Below are 16,345 nucleotides of genomic sequence, written 5' to 3' on the forward strand. Positions count from 1 at the left end.
CGGTTGAACACGAGCCGAACGCTCGGATTTTCGCCCAGACTTTAATCGCCGGATTCGCGCGCGATGGCCCGCCAGCCGATGTCGCTTCGGCAGAAGCCTTCGGGCCAGTCGATCCTTGCGACGGCATCGTAGGCGTTTTGTTGCGCCTCGCGCACCGTCCGCCCAAGCGCCGTCACGTTGAGAACGCGTCCGCCATTGGCGACAAGGCGCGCACCGTCGCGCTTCGTGCCGGCGTGGAAAACTTCGAGACTGCCGGAGCTTAGCTGTTCCAGTCCCTTGATCTCCGTACCCTTTTCGTAGCTTTCGGGATAGCCCCTGGCAGCCATGACGACGGTCAGCGCCACCTCGTCTTTCCAGTCGGCGGACATCTTGTCGAGAGTACCGTCCACGCTCGCCAGGAGGAGATCCAGAAGGTCGCCGTTCAGACGCATCATCAGGACCTGGCATTCCGGATCGCCGAACCGCGTGTTGTATTCGATCAGTTTCGGCCCGTCCGCCGTGATCATCAGGCCGGCATAGAGAACGCCCTTGAAAGGTGTGCCTCGTGCCGCAAGCGTCGCGATTGTCGGTTCGATGATCCGGCTCATCACCTCGGATACCAGGGCATCGGTCATCACCGGAGCCGGGGAATAGGCGCCCATGCCACCCGTATTCGGTCCCTGATCGCCGTCGAAGGCCCGTTTGTGGTCCTGGGCGGTGGCCAGGGGCAGGGCATTGACCCCGTCGGACAGTACGAAGAAGCTGGCTTCCTCGCCCTCCAGAAACTCCTCGATCACGACTTCCGCACCGGCCGCGCCAAAGGAGCCCTCGAAACAGGCTGTGACCGCGTCTTCGGCTTCCGTCTGGGTCATCGCCACGACGACCCCCTTGCCGGCGGCGAGCCCGTCGGCCTTGACCACGATCGGAGCGCCTTTTTCGCGTACGTAGGTCAGCGCCGCGTCCCTGTCGGCGAAGCGGCCGTAACCGGCCGTGGGAATATCGGCCTCGTCGCAAACGCCCTTGGTGAACGCCTTGGAGCCTTCGAGTTGCGCGGCGGCCTTGCTCGGTCCGAAGGCCTTGATGCCGGCGGCCTCCAGATCGTCGACCAGGCCCGCGACCAGGGGAGCCTCCGGACCGACAATGACAAGTCCGATATCTTTGTCCCGGCAGAATCCAATCACCGCGGCATGGTCGGAAACGTCCAGATCCGTCAGCTCCGAGATCTGCGCGATCCCCGCATTGCCCGGCGCGGCATAGAGTTTGGTGAGCTTGGGGGATTTCACCAGCGCCCAGGCCAGCGCATGTTCGCGGCCACCGGATCCGATAAGGAGAAGGTTCATGAGTTAAGGGTCTCTTTGAGCTCGTTTCTCAAGTCAGGCCGGGAGACGCCGAACCGCCGCTCCCGCCTTGTTGCCGCGCGGTCTAGCACGTGGGGGCAGGCGCTTCAATCGGCAGAGGCCGGTCCGATCTGTTCACTCTTTGCCGCGCCCGTCCGCCACACGTCATTTGAACCCTGGCAGCTTGCGGTGGTATGACGCCTGGCGATAAGGTTCTCGGCAAATCCGAATCTGGTTTGTCGGCGGAAATGCCAGCTGCTCCAGGCCCTTTCACGACAGTCGGAACAATCGAATAGACGGGGTAAGTGCTCAAATGGTGTTTTCCACGAGGGATACCGGTCCGGTTTCCGACGCGGTCAAGCGGCACTGGGTCGACACGCGCCTGCCGGCTGGCCTGCGCCCCTACGCACGCCTTGCCCGCTGGGAGCGGCCGATCGGCTGGTGGCTCCTGCTTTGGCCGTGCTGGTGGTCCGCCTCGCTGGCCGCGATTGCCGCCGGCCATGGCTGGCCCGACCCCTGGCACCTTTTCCTGTTTTTTGTCGGCGCGATCGCCATGCGCGGCGCGGGCTGTACCTACAACGATCTGGTCGACGTCGACATCGACAGCAAGGTCGAGCGCACCCGTTCGCGCCCCATTCCCGCCGGCCAGGTGACCAAGTTCCAGGCCAAGGTTTTTCTTTTGCTCCAGGCTTTGATCGGACTGTTGGTGCTCCTGCAGTTCAACACCTTTTCCATCGGGCTTGGCATCGCCTCCCTGCTGACGGTTGCGGTCTACCCCTTTATGAAGCGGGTCACCGACTGGCCGCAGTTGTTTCTGGGCTTCGCGTTCTCCTGGGGCGCGCTCATGGGCTGGGCGGCGGAGTTCGGCTCTCTCGCCTGGGCACCGGTTCTGCTTTATCTCGGCGGGATATGCTGGACGATCGGCTACGACACCATCTATGCCCATCAGGACAAGGAGGACGACGCGCTTGTCGGCGTCAAATCGACGGCCCGTCTCTTCGGCGACCGCACCAAGCCGGCGCTGATGGCGCTCTACAGCTTCGCGACCGTATTGTTCGCTCTGGCGGCGATGCTTGCGGATGCCGGACCGGCCGCCTTTGTCGGCATTCTGGCGGGTGTCGTGCATCTGGGATGGCAGATCGTGGTCCTGGATATCGACGATGCCGACCAGTGCCTCAAGCTGTTCCGCTCGAATACCACATATGGCTGGATTCTCTTCGCCGGGTTCCTGGCGGACGCCCTGATCGGATGGCTCTGACGCAAAAAGGCCCCGGTTTACGGAGCCAATTGAAGCCGATGGACTGAAGGGGCGTGTCGCCTCAGCTCCGGGCGATGATCTCGCGCTCGTGAGCGTAGCTGGCGTGGGTCTCCCGCCGTTCGCCGGTGCGCCGTCTGTTCAGAAAGCGCGGGCGCCGCCCGGTCAGGAGGCGCAGTTTCCGGCGCGGAGCGGGCTTTGCGGCGGCCACGGCGCTATAGGCTTCGATCGGCTTGACCTTGCCACCGAGGTCGCAGACCAGCATCGGCAGGTTGAAGGTTTGTGCCCATTGGCTCCACAACAGCGCCAGATCGTCGGAATGCTCGGTCTCCGCGAGCGTGATGGAGAGTGCGCTGTCGGGATGTTTCAGGATCAGGGCCGCGACGATTTCACCCGGCGCGTCGCCCGGGACGATGCGCACCATGACCCCGTCGAAGGCCTTGGTCGGAACGACAACCGTCACCGGCACGCCGGCGATCCGGCGCTTGATGATGGCCTTGTCCCGGTCGAGAAAAATCTCGGCGGGCAGCGAGGGCGTGCCGGGCCGGGATTCGAGCCGCTGCTCGAGGCGTGCCGGCAGGCAACCGGGATGCGGCATGGTCTGTATGCCGGTCCCGGTTGCTGGCAGTTCCTGTGTTTCTGTTTGACGTCTCACAATGACTCTCCGCCGGACCTTTTGGTCTCTCGATGACTTGAAAGGTAGCAGGCAAGAGTCGTGAACCGCTTAAGATACACGGTTAAAAAAGTCTGATTTCAAAGACAGTTACCGGATTGTAAGTAAAGCGGTAAGGTTTGATTCAGGAGTGTGGCGTCCGGTGGTAAGTGGCTGATATGAAAGCATCGCGGGCGAGGGCGTCGGTGGTCTGCCGGCAAACCGCCGCGGAGCCCTCCTTCGTTTTCCAGTGAAGATCGGCCGGCCAGACCCTACATTTGTCGGCAATGGTTGCAGTGCACCCCTCCGGAGCGTAAACAACAGCCGGACCTGAAGGTGGAAATTATGTCTGAACTGATCGATCAAAGCGAACTTCAATCGCGCGCTGCGCGCCTCGTCGAAGCCGCGAAGAAAGCCGGGGCGGATGCTTGCGACGCCGTCGCGGTGACCGGCGTGTCGCTTTCGGTGGAGGTCAGGGAGGGCAAGGTCGAGGAAACCGAACGCGCCGAAGGCGACGATGTGACCTTGAGGGTTTTCGTCGGCAAACGCACGGCGGCGGTTTCGGCCAACCAGCTCGACGATCCGTCAACTCTGGCCGAACGCGCCGTGGCCATGGCCAGGGTGGCGCCGGAGGATCCGTTTGCAGGCCTTGCGGACCCGGACCGTCTCGTGAAGGAGTTCCCGAAGCTTGAACTTCTGGACCCGACGGAGATGACCGCGGACAATCTCGCGGAGCGCGCCCTGGAAGCGGAAGCTGCCGGGCTTGCCGTGGAAGGTGTGAGCAAATCCGGCGGTGCCGGCGCGTCCTGGCGGCTGGGCGGCGTCGTTCTGGCCACCAGCCATGGATTTCAAGGGTCCTATGTCTCCTCCCGCTTCGGCATGTCCATGACGGCGGTCGCCGGGGAGGGCACCGGTATGGAACGGGACTACGACTTCGACAGCCGGACGTTTTTTGAGGATCTCGAGGCTCCGGCGGAAATCGGCCGCCGCGCCGGCGAGCGGGCGGTTCGGCGTTTGCATCCGCAGAAGCTCTCCACACGGACCGCCAACGTCATTTATGAGTCCCGTGCGGCCCGCAGCATTCTCGGGCACCTGAGCGGCGCGATCAACGGTGCTTCTGTGGCCCGCAAGACGAGTTTTCTGAAGGACAGGATGGGGGAGCGGATCTTCGCGCCGGGCATCCAGGTGGTTGACGATCCCTTCAAGCGCCGTGGCGCGGCGACGCGGCCCTTCGACGGCGAAGGCACGAAGGCCGAGGTGCTCAACATGATCGACGACGGCGTACTGCGGCACTGGTTCCTGGACGGCGCTTCGGCGCGGGAACTGGGGCTGACGCCGAACGGACGGGCTCACCGCAGCGGCAGCGGCACCTCTCCCGGGGCGACCAACATCACGCTGATGCCCGGTGAAAAATCCCTGGAAGAACTTATGGCCGAGGCGGGAAGCGGCCTCCTCGTGACCGATCTCATCGGCCATGGTGTCAACGGCATCACCGGAGATTACTCGAGAGGCGCGGCCGGTTTCTGGTTCGAGAATGGCGCAATCGTCGAACCTGTCAGCGAGATCACCATCGCCGGAAACCTGAACGACATGTTCCGGAGGCTGGTGCCGGGCAGCGATCTCGACAACCGCTATTCCGCCGCCGTCCCGTCGATCCTGATTGAAGGAATGGCGCTTGCCGGAAGCTGACGAGGCACTGCTTGTGACGGACCGGGACCAGGACCTGCGCCTGCTGGAGACGGCGGCGCGGCAGGCGGGAGACGTCGCCCTGAGCTATTTCGGCCGCGATCCCGAAACCTGGTACAAGGGCAACAAATCGCCCGTGTCGGAAGCGGACATGGCCGTAGACCGGTATCTTGCGGACAGGCTTCGAAGAGAGCGTCCGGACTATGGCTGGCTGTCGGAGGAAACGGCGGACGACCGAAGCCGTTTGACCTGCGATCGGGTGTTTATCGTCGATCCGATCGACGGCACGCGCGCCTTCCTTGCCGGCGGCGAGGAATGGACGGTCTCCCTTGCGGTGGTGGAAAAGGGGCGGCCGGTCGCCGGCGCTGTTTTCTGTCCCGTCAGGGAGGAGATGTTTCTCGCCCGCGCGGGCGGGGGAGCCTGGTTGAACGGCGGACAGATCACCGTATCGAACAAGCGGCGGGTCGAGGGCGCGATCTTGTCCGGACCGCAATCGGTTGCCGGCAACAAGAAAGTGGCGGATGCAGGATTTCGGGGCGGCGGATTACTACGCTCCCTGGCCTACCGTGTGGCGATGGTCGCCGCCGGCCGGGTCGATGTTGCGGCCGCCAGAGGCGGTCCGAGCGATTGGGATCTTGCGGCGGCCGATCTTTTGGTGCAGGAAGCGGGCGGCGAGCTGACCGATCTGGCCGGCCGTTCTCCGATCTACAATCGCGCCAAGACCGGCCATCCGTCCCTGGTTGCCGCGTCAAGCGTACTGATAGGACCGGCGCGCGCCACACTCGGAAAGCTGATCGGATAGCCGAGGCATGCCGCATTACTATGAGCGAGGTGTTCAATGACTGAGACCGAAGCCCCGAAACAGCTCCTGCATCTGGTGTTCGGCGGAGAACTGGAATCGCCGGAAGGACTGACGTTCCGCGATCTCGACGAGCTGGATATAGTCGGCATCTATCCCAACTACGCCGAAGCCTACAAAGTCTGGAAAGCCAAGGCGCAGGCCACCGTCGATAACGCTCACATGCGCTACTTCATCGTTCACATGCACCGTCTGCTCGATCCGGAAACGTCCGACTGAGCAGGTGGAATTTCTCAGGCGACAAGAAAAATGATCAAACGCCTCGGACGCCACCCCCGGGTTCTGTCGGCTGTGGGCTCCCTGATGGCCGCGTATCTGAAGCTGGTCTATCATACCAACCGTTTCGTCATCGAACCGGTGGACGCTCATGACGACACGGAAAAGGACCTGCCGGTTATCGTCGCCATGTGGCACGGACAGCACTTCATGGTGCCGTTCGCCAAGCCGCGGCACTGGCCGGCGAAGGTCATGATTTCCCGGTCCGCGGACGGCGAAGTCAATGCGGTCGCAGCCTCCAAGTTCGGCCTCGGCCTGATCCGGGCCTCGGGTGGCAAGAACGCCCGGCAGATCCGCAAACGCGGCGGAATGCGCGGCTTTATCGAGGCGCTCAGGGCGCTCAAGGACGGCTACAGCATCGCCATGACGGCGGACGTGCCTAAAGGGCCGTCGCGCAAGTCGGGAGAAGGCATCGTGCAACTGGCGAAACATTCAGGCAGGCCCATCCTTCCCGTCGCCGTGGCCACCAGCCGTAGCATTGAGCTCGATACGTGGGACAGGGCCAGTGTCAATCTGCCGTTCGGCAGGGGAAGCATCGCCATCAGCGATCTCATCTGGGTCCCGGCCGAAACGGAAGACGACGCGCTGGAAAGCTATCGGCTCAAGGTCGAGGACGGTTTGAACGCGGCGACGAAGCGGGCCTACGAACTGGTCGGCAGGTCGGATGGCTGAGCGGCACCCCGTTTCAATAAGGCTTTACAAGGCCCTTGCCGCGGGGCTGACACCACTTTTCCACCTGCTGTTTCATCTGCGCTGCCGGTCCGGCAAGGAGGTGCGGCAGCGCAAGGGCGAACGGTTCGGCAGGCCGGGCATGCCTCGTCCCCCGGGCCGTCTGGTCTGGATCCATGCCGCGAGCGTCGGCGAGACCACATCGGTTCTGCCTCTGATCGAGGCGCTCACCGGCACCGGCGCCACCGTGTTGCTGACCACGGTCACCGTCACCTCCGCGGAACTCGCGGAACGCCGGTTGCCCGACGGGGCGATCCATCAGTTTATTCCCTACGATGCGCCCGGCCCGGTCGCCCGATTTCTCGACCACTGGTCGCCGGATCTGGCGATGGTGGTCGAGTCGGAGATCTGGCCGTGCCTATTTGACGAAATGCGCGGGCGCCCGGCGCCGTTTCTCCTGGTCAACGGACGCTTGTCCGACAAGTCCAGGGCCAACTGGTCGCGGCTGCCGAGTGTGGCGGCCTATGTCTTCCGGTGCCTGGACATGGTGCTGGCCCAAAGTGCCGCGGACGCCCGCCGGTTTGAGGCGCTGGGCTGCCGAAACGTGGCGATGCCGGGCAACCTTAAGTTCGATGCCGCCGAACCGCCCGTAAACACGACGGACCTGACGTCGCTCAAGGCCGCGATCGGAGACCGGCCGGTTTGGCTGGCGGCGCTGACCCACCCGGGCGAAGACGAAATCGTGCTTTCGGCTTTCAGGCAGCTTCGAAAGGAACTCCCCGACCTCGTGCTATTTCTCGCGCCGCGCCACCCCAGCCGGGCGGACGACATTATGGCGCTGGCGACCGCGGAGGGGATGACCGTTTCCTGCCGCAGCCTGAGGGAGGAGATCGGACCCGAAACCCAGATCTACCTTGGCGACACACTCGGAGAGATGGGACTTTTCTACCGTCTGGCGCCGGTCGCCTTCCTTGGCGGCTCCTTCACCGACGTCGGCGGCCACAATCCGGTCGAGGCGGCGTTGACAGGGTCGGCGCTCGTCACCGGTCCGAAGGTGGCCAACGCCAGGGCGGTCTACAAGGACTTCTGGAACAATGGTGCGGCGGTCAGAGTGTCGGAGCCCGCCGACCTTGCCGAACGTGTTCTCGACCTGCTGAAGCATCCCGAAAAGGCCCAAACGCAGGCAGCGGCGGCCAGGGACCTTGTCGATGCCGGCCGCGGCGCACTGGAGAAAACGCTCGATCTGCTGCAACCTTATCTGAAGGACACGGAGCGCGAACCGGTGGCGGAGACGGTGCATGAGCAAAGCGCCTGATTTCTGGTGGAAGCCGGGGCTGACGCCGGCAGCGGTTGTACTTGCGCCCTTCGCCTGGCTCTACGGCTCGATCTCCGGACGGCGCATGCTGTCCCGGCCGAAAGCCAGAAGCACCCTGCCGGTCATCTGTATCGGCAATTTCGTGGTTGGCGGAACCGGCAAGACGCCGTTCGCGATCGAACTCGCGCACAGGCTGGAGGAAGAAGGGCACAAGCCCGGGTTTCTGCTGCGCGGCTACGGCGGCCGGGAAAAAGGGCCGCTGCTGGTCGACCCGGATGTGCATGGCGCTGCCGATGTCGGCGACGAGGCGCTGATGCTGGCCCAGTTCGGGCCGACCGTCGTCTCCGCGAACCGGCCTTCGGGCGCGGATCTTGCGGAAAAGCAGCCGATAGACGTTCTGTTGATGGATGACGGCTTTCAGAATCCGGCCCTTGCCAAGGACTTGAGCCTCGCCCTCGTGGATTGCGCGGCCGGTTTCGGCAACGGCCTGTGCGTTCCCGCCGGACCATTGAGAGCTCCGGTCCGAACACAGATCCTCAAAGCGGATTGCCTTGTCCTGGTTGGAGACGGCAAGGCGGCGGATGGCGCGGTCCATCTGGCCAGCCGCAGGGCGCTGCCGATCCTGCACGCGCACGCCCGTCCGCAGCCGAACGAGGACCTCGAGGGACGCAAGCTCTTCGCCTTCGCGGGGATCGGGCGTCCGCAAAAGTTTTTTGCCTCGTTGGAGGGGCTTGGATACGACGTGAGACGCACCCGCGCGTTCGCGGATCATCATCCCTACTCGGAAGCCGAAGTTCGCGCGCTGTTGACCGAGGCGGAAGAAGACGGTCTGCACCTGGTCACGACCTCAAAGGACATGACACGGCTGGTGACCTCGAACGGCGAGCTGTTTCACTGGATCGCCTCCAGCACATCGGTCTTGGATATCCGCATGGAGATCGATGACGAGGACCGCCTTATGGGGCTGATCCGCGAAAAACTGCGCCTGCGCAAATTCTCAGGCTGAAACCGCTCCGGCTTTACTGACCGGATGTTTCCAGGTGGCGCTTCATGGATGCATTGGCATCGGCATAGGCTTCCTGACGTTCGACGGACCAGTATTTCAGTTCGTCCAACGGAATGGCGGCGCCTGTCACGGCGCAGCGCACGAAGGTTCCTGGTGCTTCGACCTGATAGTCTCCATCGAGGTAACGGACACGGGCTTCGTTCGGGATGCGCGGGTTTTCGTATCGGTTCATTGTCGCCGGATCGGGAAAGAGAAATCTTTGTTCCTGTCTTTTACGGCAGATCGGTAAGCTTGGGCAAGTCACAGCTTTGCCAACGCCCGGGGATCCGTTCCTCAGAATACGGGCGTCGACCGGGCGTCGCGGCCGATGAGGTAGCGGCAGCGTGCCATCACGACTGCCCAGTCCGGCAGGCCCCGCTTCACCCGTTCCATTTCGCTGTTCCGGTCCCGGCGGCACATTTCAACGTCCGCCCAGCGTTTGGAGTCGACGGACATGTCCCGGCAGATGAGGAGGTCCGGCTGGCAGGCAACCAGATGCATCGCAACGAGAACCGTTTTCATCCCGATTGCACGGTGTCGTCCTTGACGGGAGGCCTTCCCCGTCCGAAATCGAGCCTCACGAAGTTGTCGTCGCTCTGTTCGCTCGGCAGCGGAGGACCCGCGACAGAACCGGTCTTGGCCAATGCCGCCGCAAGCAGGGGATGCAACCCTTCGCCCCGGGCGGCGGCCAGGGAATGAAAACCTGGCAAGCCGCTAGAAAAGTTCGGGTTATGATCTTTTGTTGAGGGCATTTCGTGCTCCGCGTGTCCTCCGGAACGGGAGGATCTTGTTGGTCCCTGAGGCCAGGCCTCTGAACCCGAACATACGCCCGGGCCGGAGGAGGTTTTCGCGTCGCAATATAAATATGAGTTTCTAACTCAAGTTAAAAATATCGCAAGTGGAATGTCGACGTTTTGGGGTGATTTGTGGCTCAAAAGGCCTATGTTGGGGATAATCGGACAATCGCCGCAACGGACCTGGCGCAGTCACAGACCCTGAAGCGGACAACCCGCACGGGCACAATCAGGACTTCGAGATGACCCATTCCACCACTGACCTTATCGAATCGTCCGGTCTCGGACTGGAGGCCGCCAAGCGGATCACCCAGGATGCCTTGTCCGGCGCCGACGATGGCGAATTGTTTGTCGAATACCGGCAGACCGAGGGGCTTGTCTTCGACAACGGCCGCCTGAAAGGCGCGAATTACGACACGGCGCAAGGCTTCGGTCTGCGCGCGGTCGCCGGCGAGGCGGCAGGCTATGCCCACGCGGGCGACATTTCGGAAGGCGCGCTGAAACGCGCGGCGGAAGCGGTGAGCGCGGTCAAGAAGGGCTATTCCGGCAGCTATGCGGCGGCTCCCGCACGCACCAACCGTCATCTCTATACGGACGCGAACCCGCTAGGCGGCCCGAGTTTCGAGGACAAGGTCAAGCTGCTTCAGGAAATCGATGCCTACGCGCGGGCAAAGGACCCCCGCGTGCGTCAGGTTTCCGCCTCGCTGGCCGGGTCCTGGCAGGTGGTCGAGATTCTGCGCGCGGACGGACATCTGGTGCGCGATATCCGGCCGATGGTACGGATGAGCATTTCCGTGGTCGCCGGCAATGACGAGCGTCAGGAAAGCGGCTCCTTCGGCTGCGGAGGCCGGGAAGGTTTCGAGCGTTTCATCACGCCGGAAAACTGGCAGGGCGGGGTCGACGAGGCACTGCGCCAGGCGCTGGTCAATCTGGAGGCGGTTCCCGCCCCGGCGGGCTCTTTCGACGTGGTTCTCGGTCCCGGCTGGCCCGGCATTCTCCTGCACGAGGCGGTCGGCCACGGACTGGAAGGCGATTTCAACCGCAAGAAGACCTCCGCCTTCGCCGGACTGATGGGCGAGCGGGTCGCGTCGCCCGGCGTGACGATTGTCGACGACGGCACCATCCCGGACCGCCGCGGTTCGTTGACCGTCGACGACGAAGGTACGCCTGCGAGCCGGACCGTCCTGATCGAGGACGGCATCCTGAAAGGCTACATGCAGGATCGGCAGAACGCGCGTCTGATGGGCATGGAACCGACGGGCAACGGCCGCCGTCAGTCCTATGCCCATATTCCGATGCCGCGCATGACCAACACCGTCATGATGGCGGGCGACAAGGACCCGGAAGAAATCCTGAGGTCCGTGAAGGACGGCATATATGCCGTGTCCTTCGGCGGTGGCCAGGTCGATATCACTTCCGGCAAGTTCGTGTTTTCCTGCACGGAGGCCTACCGGGTCGAAAACGGCAAGGTCGGCGCGCCGGTCAAGGGCGCCATGCTGATCGGCAACGGGCCGGACGCGCTGACCCGCGTCACCATGATCGGCAACGACATGAAGCTCGACCCGGGCATGGGCACCTGTGGTAAACAGGGGCAGGGCGTTCCGGTCGGCGTCGGCCAGCCCTCCATGCGCATCAACGCCATGACGATTGGCGGTACGGCCGTGTGATCGTGAGACAAGGCTGACTTCGCAACGGGGCCTCATGCCGCACATCAGGTTCGCCATCTTCGACATGGACGGGGTGCTCTACGATTTCGACCGGAGCACCCGTCTTCACCTACTCGAAGACCTGACGGGGCGCTCCGCCGCTGAAATCCACGAAGCCGTTTTCGGCGGACCTCATGAAAATGAGGCGGAAGCGGGTACTCCGGATACGGCCGAAGGCTATCTCGCCCAATTTGGCCGGTTGCTCGGTCATCCGATCGATTTCGAAACCTGGGCGGATGTCCGCCGGAAGTCGATGCGCTCCAGACCCCGGGTCTTCGACACGGTCCGGAGACTCAAGAACCACGCCGCAGTCGCCATGCTGACCAACAACGGCATGATGCTGAAGGCCGCCCTCCCGGACTGCGCGCCGGAGGTGGTCGAGGTCTTTGGCGAAAAGGCCCATGTTTCCGCGGAATTCAAGACCCGCAAACCGGATCCGCTGATCTTCAGGCTTGTCTGCACGAAGTACGGCTTCGCGCCCGAGGAAAGTGCGTTTGTCGACGACAGCGCCAAAAACGTGGCCGGGGCGGTTGAAGCCGGGCTGACCGGTCATGTCTATCGGTCGCCTGACGCTCTGGAAGCTTTTTTGAGTGGGCTCGACCTGATCTGAACCGGAGCGGCGCATGCCACGCGCTTTTTCGCTCGAATGCCGGATACGGTGGGTACTCGGGTGGCGGCCGCACCCTCCGATGCCCTTTGTCCCTCCATTGCATCGCTCTACTTGCGGGAAACGCCGGAGCAGCCCGACAGGCTGACCGGCGTTCTTCAAACACGGCCGTCGAGCGGATGGATGTAAATGCAAAAGGTTGTATTGTTTGCTGCCGCGAATTGAGCCACTCTTTCAGTGAGATGTTCGGCGAGAGGCAATCCGGACGGTTTGCAGAGGAGAGAGAATGGCCGCGGAAGAAGCGCCCCCGTTTTTTGCTGAGTCGATCGTTTTTCTGGCGGCAACCGTGGTTGCCGTTCCGATCGCCAAACGGCTGGGCCTGGGGTCCGTGGTCGGGTATCTGGCCGCCGGAGCGGTCATAGGCCCCCATGGCCTGAAGTTGTTGGGCTCCGGGGAGGAAGTGCTTGATGTGGCGGAGCTTGGCGTTGTTCTGCTCCTCTTCGTCATCGGCCTGGAACTTGAAGCAAAAAAACTCTGGAGCATGAAACGGGACATCTTCGGTCTCGGAACGGCCCAGGTCCTCATGACGGGGATCACGCTTTTCGCCTTCACCCGGCTTCTCGGCCTGGCACATTCCACCGCGCTTGTAGCCGGTTTCGGTCTTGCACTGTCTTCCACCGCGTTCGCCTTGCAGATCTTGCAGGAGCGTGGCCAATTGTCGTCGCCCTACGGCCAGCGCGCCTTCGGTATCCTGCTCTTGCAGGATATCTCCATCGTGCCTTTGCTGGCGATGGTCGCCATCCTCGCGCCGGGCGAGGGGCCTTCCACCTACAGTGAAATCGCAAGGGAAATTTCCATCGTTCTGGGGGCGGTCGCCGCCGTGATCATTGCCGGCCGATACCTTGTCTCGCCCATTTTTCTGCTTCTTGCCGCGAGCCGGGCGCGGGAGGTCATGCTCACCGCCGCGCTTCTGGTCGCGCTCGGCAGCGCCGGCATCATGCATTTCGCCGGGCTGTCCATGGCGCTTGGTGCGTTTCTGGCCGGGGTGCTCATGGCCGAATCGAGTTTCCGGCACACGCTGGAAGCGGATATCGAGCCCTTCCGCTCCCTGCTGATGGGTCTGTTCTTCGTGGCCGTGGGCATGTCGCTTGACATCCATCTTGTGGCGGACAAGTGGCCGCTCGTCGCGGTCGGTGTCGTCGCGGTGATGACCATCAAGGGCATCTTTCTCTGGGCACTGGCGCGCGCCACCGGCTCGCCGAATTCGGACGCGCTCCGCATTGCTGTGACCTTGCCGCAGGGCGGTGAATTCGCATTTGTCCTGTTCACGGCCGCCGTCGGCAACAGCATACTCGACTACGAGACGGCGAACCTGCTCATCGCGATCGTCATATTGACGATGCTGTTCACGCCGGTCGCCTGCCTCGGACTGGACACCCTGGCGGCGCGGGTCAAGGCGCGAGGTGTGGAAAACCCCTCGATCGAAACCTTTGAGGAAGCCGCTCCGACGGTCTTGGTGATCGGCTTCGGGCGTTTCGGTATGGTCGTCGCGCAGATTCTGACCTCCGAGGGGCTGGAGATCACGGCGATCGACAACCGTCCCGACCGTATCGATTACGCCCGCAAGCAAGGCTACAAGGTCTACTATGGCGATGCGACCCGCGCGGATGTTCTGGCGGCGGCGGGAGCCGGCAAGGCGACGCTGGTCGCCATGTGTGTGGAAAACGACAAGGTCATGGGCAAGGCCATCGACCTGATCCGCGAAGACTTTCCCGGCGCCAAGATCTTCTGCCGTGCGACCGACCGGGCGCACGCGCTGGACCTCACCAAGCGCGGTGTCGATTTCCAGGTGCGCGAAACCTTCGAATCGAGCGTCTTCTTCGGCCGTGCTGCGCTGGAGGTGCTGGGAACGCCGGTCGACCGGATCGACCAGATCGAGGAGGACGTGCGCAGGCGCGATGAGGAGCGCCTGGCCGTGCAGCTTGAAGAGGGCATGTTCGCCGGTGCCGACCGGCTTCACAAGGTGACGCCGCGCAAATTCGGCAAGGCTTCGCGGGAAAAAGCCTCGGCCGATTGACGGCCGGGGCACTGGTCGGTGCCCTGAGATCAGGGCAGAGCGTCGAATCCGGCGGAAAAACCGTTCAATGAAATCGGAATGCCGATACCTTCCTCGGGCGTCTGGAAGATGATGAAGGTCGCCTGAGAGCCGGACTTCAATTTGGTCAGCAGGTCGTCTTCCAGGATGACTTCGGCGATGCAGCCGTTCGGAAGGCAGCGGACAAAGGCCGCGCGGCCGATATCCGCGTTGTCGACGCGCAGACCCAGCCCGGAGGGCAGCAGGACGCCAAGCGGTGCCAGAACGCGCAGAATGCGGGCCTGCTTGTCCGCCGTCTTGAGAATGATGACGGACAGGCCGACATTTTCCCGGTCGGCGGCCGTCACGTTCTGGATCAGGGCGCATTGATCGCTCGAAGAGCCGGGCGGCGTGTCGCAGCGCATCTGCCAATCCCCGTGAGACGAACGAACTTCACCCTGAGCGGCGGCGGGCGACGGTCCCTGGGCAAGCGAACCGAGGACAAGGCACGCGAGGGTCCCGAGCTTCACGAGTCCGGTTCGAAACCGCCTGACGGGCAAGGCGGCTAGGGGCTGCGGCAAATGGGCTGACAAGAAATCCTCCAGTCAATCGTTTTCGATCCCTTAGCAGCCCTTCCGGCGAGGAAATATGGCCAGCTCCGCGAATCATGCTGTTATCCCGGCCAGACATTGCCGCATGACGGCGCGTGATTCCAGTCTGACAGGGCTGGGAAGTGTGAGATTGGGTCTGATTTTTTTCGAAAATCCGCATGTCTTTGACATGAGTCAAAAATTCATGACCCTTGGCAAAGGTTTGCAGGCGACGCCGAAAAGTTTGAAATTCCGTTGCAGCCCGGCGAGTCTTGTGGTTTTTGTGCGGCAAGGTACCACTGGGCAGGGGGATGCGTCACATCGCCGCTCTGCCCGATGGTAGCCATCGCCCTTGATAAGGGTTTGTGGTTATAGTTCGGTAATCCGACAACCCAGTCAGGAGACCGGGCGGGGCAGAACGGGCTTGCACGAGGATGCCGGTCCGTTTACTGCGTCGTTTGGACGCGGGCCGGATTGGGTTCGGGAGAGAGCATACGCCGCATGCAAGGCGGCTGAGGGAAGGGAGCGCGGACGTGAAGGGTATCTTCAATCGTCTCATGACATTGACCGGGGTGGCGGCGACTTTTTCAGGGTTGTCCAGCGCGGCTCTGGCGGCTGAATCCGGCATGAAGCCGTGGCAGCTCGGTTTGCAGAATTCCGTCACCGGCGTGATGGACGACATCAGCTGGTTCAACAGCTTCACTCTGGTCATCATGACCGTGATCGTGCTGTTCGTTCTGGCACTTCTGATCCTCTGCGCGGTGAAGTTCAGCGCCAGGGCCAATCCTGTGCCGTCCCGAACATCCCACAACACGATGATCGAGGTCGTCTGGACGATCGTCCCGATCCTGATCCTGGTCGTGATCGCGATCCCGTCTTTCCGTCTGCTCTACAAGCAGCTGGACATTCCCGAATACGACATGACGGTCAAGGCTGTCGGGTATCAGTGGTACTGGGGCTATGAATATACCGACGAAGGCATGGAAGATCTTTCCTTCGACAGCATCATGGTCCGGGACGATGAACGTCAGGAAGTCGCCGAAGCGCGCGGTGTGACGCTTGCCGAAGTTCCACGGCTTCTGGCGGTCGACTACGATCTGGTGATTCCGGTCGACACCACTGTCCGCCTTCAGGTTACCTCCGAGGACGTCATTCACTCCTTCGCGATGCCCTCCTTCGGAGTCAAGATCGATGCGATCCCGGGCCGCCTGAACGAGAGCTGGTTCCATGCCCGCGAAGAAGGCGTCTATTACGGCCAGTGCTCCGAACTGTGCGGCAAGGACCATGCCTTCATGCCGATCGCCGTTCGGGTCGTCTCAAAAGATCAGTTCACCACCTGGGCGGCCGCCGCGCAGGACGATCTGGACACGGCCAACGAACAGCTCATGGCGTCCATCAAGGCCGGCAAAACGCTCGCTTCGAAAGGCGAACTGAAGGAAATCTCCGTCGCCGCGAAGTAACGCTGGCGGCGAACCTGATTGGCGATGCGCGCGATGACACG

At 62.8% G+C, this 16,345-nt stretch carries 16 protein-coding genes; 11 read left to right on the plus strand and 5 right to left on the minus strand.

Translation table 11 applies throughout. The features are described 5' to 3' along the window. Nucleotides 1-41 precede the first annotated feature (41 nt). Complete coding sequence (gene purD, locus JF539_RS02045) at nucleotides 42-1,319, minus strand: phosphoribosylamine--glycine ligase (protein ID WP_207138695.1); 1,278 nt, start codon at nucleotides 1,317-1,319, stop codon at nucleotides 42-44. 310 nt (nucleotides 1,320-1,629) lie between these two features. On the opposite strand from purD, the gene ubiA reads away from it, so the two are divergent. Beyond that, nucleotides 1,630-2,574 carry a 4-hydroxybenzoate octaprenyltransferase gene (ubiA, locus tag JF539_RS02050; protein WP_207138696.1) on the plus strand — a complete coding sequence of 315 codons (945 nt, stop codon included), beginning with the start codon at nucleotides 1,630-1,632 and terminating at the stop codon, nucleotides 2,572-2,574. A gap of 61 nt (nucleotides 2,575-2,635) precedes the next feature. Here the strand turns inward: ubiA and JF539_RS02055 are convergent, their stop codons facing one another. Beyond that, nucleotides 2,636-3,226 (minus strand): DUF6101 family protein, encoded by a 591-nt coding sequence (locus JF539_RS02055; protein ID WP_209016962.1) that lies wholly within the window; start codon nucleotides 3,224-3,226, stop codon nucleotides 2,636-2,638. Between the two features lie 342 nt (nucleotides 3,227-3,568). Between JF539_RS02055 and JF539_RS02060 the strand changes: the two genes are divergently transcribed. Genes JF539_RS02060 through lpxK form a run of 6 tightly spaced genes read left to right on the plus strand, consistent with a single transcriptional unit; the run spans nucleotide 3,569 to nucleotide 9,034 of the window. Next, nucleotides 3,569-4,912: a TldD/PmbA family protein gene (locus tag JF539_RS02060; RefSeq protein ID WP_207138697.1), complete on the plus strand. Its 1,344-nt coding sequence runs from the start codon at nucleotides 3,569-3,571 to the stop codon at nucleotides 4,910-4,912. Continuing rightward, on the plus strand, nucleotides 4,899-5,711 hold the full coding sequence (locus JF539_RS02065; protein ID WP_207138698.1) for a 3'(2'),5'-bisphosphate nucleotidase CysQ: 813 nt from the start codon (nucleotides 4,899-4,901) through the stop codon (nucleotides 5,709-5,711). The genes JF539_RS02060 and JF539_RS02065 overlap by 14 nt, the downstream gene beginning before the upstream one ends. A gap of 36 nt (nucleotides 5,712-5,747) precedes the next feature. Continuing rightward, nucleotides 5,748-5,987 (plus strand): DUF4170 domain-containing protein, encoded by a 240-nt coding sequence (locus JF539_RS02070; RefSeq protein ID WP_207138699.1) that lies wholly within the window; start codon nucleotides 5,748-5,750, stop codon nucleotides 5,985-5,987. A 30-nt stretch (nucleotides 5,988-6,017) separates the two neighbouring features. Continuing rightward, nucleotides 6,018-6,716, plus strand: coding sequence for a lysophospholipid acyltransferase family protein (locus tag JF539_RS02075; protein ID WP_207138700.1), 699 nt, complete (start codon nucleotides 6,018-6,020; stop codon nucleotides 6,714-6,716). Next, the gene (locus JF539_RS02080; RefSeq protein WP_207138701.1) at nucleotides 6,709-8,028 is read left to right on the plus strand and encodes a 3-deoxy-D-manno-octulosonic acid transferase; all 1,320 of its coding nucleotides are present in this window, start codon (nucleotides 6,709-6,711) and stop codon (nucleotides 8,026-8,028) included. Before JF539_RS02075 ends, JF539_RS02080 begins: the two co-directional genes overlap by 8 nt. After that, complete coding sequence (gene lpxK / locus JF539_RS02085) at nucleotides 8,012-9,034, plus strand: tetraacyldisaccharide 4'-kinase (RefSeq protein ID WP_207138702.1); 1,023 nt, start codon at nucleotides 8,012-8,014, stop codon at nucleotides 9,032-9,034. The genes JF539_RS02080 and lpxK overlap by 17 nt, the downstream gene beginning before the upstream one ends. A 13-nt stretch (nucleotides 9,035-9,047) precedes the next feature. On the opposite strand, the gene JF539_RS02090 is transcribed toward lpxK, so the two are convergent. Both JF539_RS02090 and JF539_RS02095 read right to left on the minus strand, forming a co-directional pair. Next, nucleotides 9,048-9,266: a DUF2093 domain-containing protein gene (locus JF539_RS02090; protein ID WP_207138703.1), complete on the minus strand. Its 219-nt coding sequence runs from the start codon at nucleotides 9,264-9,266 to the stop codon at nucleotides 9,048-9,050. Nucleotides 9,267-9,367: 101 nt separating this feature from the next. Continuing rightward, nucleotides 9,368-9,595 (minus strand): hypothetical protein, encoded by a 228-nt coding sequence (locus tag JF539_RS02095; RefSeq protein WP_207138704.1) that lies wholly within the window; start codon nucleotides 9,593-9,595, stop codon nucleotides 9,368-9,370. 514 nt (nucleotides 9,596-10,109) lie between these two features. On the opposite strand from JF539_RS02095, the gene tldD reads away from it, so the two are divergent. From tldD to JF539_RS02110, 3 genes are all read left to right on the plus strand, one after another. Continuing rightward, nucleotides 10,110-11,534, plus strand: a complete 1,425-nt coding sequence (gene tldD, locus JF539_RS02100; RefSeq protein ID WP_207138705.1) for a metalloprotease TldD — start codon at nucleotides 10,110-10,112, stop codon at nucleotides 11,532-11,534. A 34-nt stretch (nucleotides 11,535-11,568) separates the two neighbouring features. Further along, the gene (locus JF539_RS02105; protein ID WP_207138706.1) at nucleotides 11,569-12,183 is read left to right on the plus strand and encodes an HAD family hydrolase; all 615 of its coding nucleotides are present in this window, start codon (nucleotides 11,569-11,571) and stop codon (nucleotides 12,181-12,183) included. A gap of 283 nt (nucleotides 12,184-12,466) precedes the next feature. Then, nucleotides 12,467-14,257 carry a monovalent cation:proton antiporter-2 (CPA2) family protein gene (locus tag JF539_RS02110; RefSeq protein WP_207138707.1) on the plus strand — a complete coding sequence of 597 codons (1,791 nt, stop codon included), beginning with the start codon at nucleotides 12,467-12,469 and terminating at the stop codon, nucleotides 14,255-14,257. A gap of 29 nt (nucleotides 14,258-14,286) precedes the next feature. Here JF539_RS02110 and JF539_RS02115 read toward each other — a convergent pair whose 3' ends face one another. After that, on the minus strand, nucleotides 14,287-14,784 hold the full coding sequence (locus tag JF539_RS02115) for an invasion associated locus B family protein (RefSeq protein ID WP_207138708.1): 498 nt from the start codon (nucleotides 14,782-14,784) through the stop codon (nucleotides 14,287-14,289). Nucleotides 14,785-15,401: 617 nt separating this feature from the next. Between JF539_RS02115 and coxB the strand changes: the two genes are divergently transcribed. Beyond that, on the plus strand, nucleotides 15,402-16,304 hold the full coding sequence (gene coxB / locus JF539_RS02120) for a cytochrome c oxidase subunit II (protein ID WP_207140790.1): 903 nt from the start codon (nucleotides 15,402-15,404) through the stop codon (nucleotides 16,302-16,304). Nucleotides 16,305-16,345 lie beyond the last annotated feature (41 nt).

The sequence above is a fragment of the Roseibium aggregatum genome (assembly GCF_017309185.1).
Taxonomy (GTDB): domain Bacteria; phylum Pseudomonadota; class Alphaproteobacteria; order Rhizobiales; family Stappiaceae; genus Roseibium; species Roseibium aggregatum_B.

What these genes read in the sequence shown, in the direction of transcription:
- purD (WP_207138695.1), bottom strand. Translation starts at nt 1,319, where the DNA reads ATGAACCTTCTCCTTATCGGATCCGGTGGCCGCGAACATGCGCTGGCC.
- ubiA (WP_207138696.1), top strand. Translation starts at nt 1,630, where the DNA reads ATGGTGTTTTCCACGAGGGATACCGGTCCGGTTTCCGACGCGGTCAAG.
- JF539_RS02060 (WP_207138697.1), top strand. Translation starts at nt 3,569, where the DNA reads ATGTCTGAACTGATCGATCAAAGCGAACTTCAATCGCGCGCTGCGCGC.
- JF539_RS02070 (WP_207138699.1), top strand. Translation starts at nt 5,748, where the DNA reads ATGACTGAGACCGAAGCCCCGAAACAGCTCCTGCATCTGGTGTTCGGC.
- JF539_RS02075 (WP_207138700.1), top strand. Translation starts at nt 6,018, where the DNA reads ATGATCAAACGCCTCGGACGCCACCCCCGGGTTCTGTCGGCTGTGGGC.
- JF539_RS02080 (WP_207138701.1), top strand. Translation starts at nt 6,709, where the DNA reads ATGGCTGAGCGGCACCCCGTTTCAATAAGGCTTTACAAGGCCCTTGCC.
- lpxK (WP_207138702.1), top strand. Translation starts at nt 8,012, where the DNA reads ATGAGCAAAGCGCCTGATTTCTGGTGGAAGCCGGGGCTGACGCCGGCA.
- JF539_RS02090 (WP_207138703.1), bottom strand. Translation starts at nt 9,266, where the DNA reads ATGAACCGATACGAAAACCCGCGCATCCCGAACGAAGCCCGTGTCCGT.
- JF539_RS02095 (WP_207138704.1), bottom strand. Translation starts at nt 9,595, where the DNA reads ATGAAAACGGTTCTCGTTGCGATGCATCTGGTTGCCTGCCAGCCGGAC.
- tldD (WP_207138705.1), top strand. Translation starts at nt 10,110, where the DNA reads ATGACCCATTCCACCACTGACCTTATCGAATCGTCCGGTCTCGGACTG.
- JF539_RS02105 (WP_207138706.1), top strand. Translation starts at nt 11,569, where the DNA reads ATGCCGCACATCAGGTTCGCCATCTTCGACATGGACGGGGTGCTCTAC.
- JF539_RS02110 (WP_207138707.1), top strand. Translation starts at nt 12,467, where the DNA reads ATGGCCGCGGAAGAAGCGCCCCCGTTTTTTGCTGAGTCGATCGTTTTT.
- coxB (WP_207140790.1), top strand. Translation starts at nt 15,402, where the DNA reads ATGACATTGACCGGGGTGGCGGCGACTTTTTCAGGGTTGTCCAGCGCG.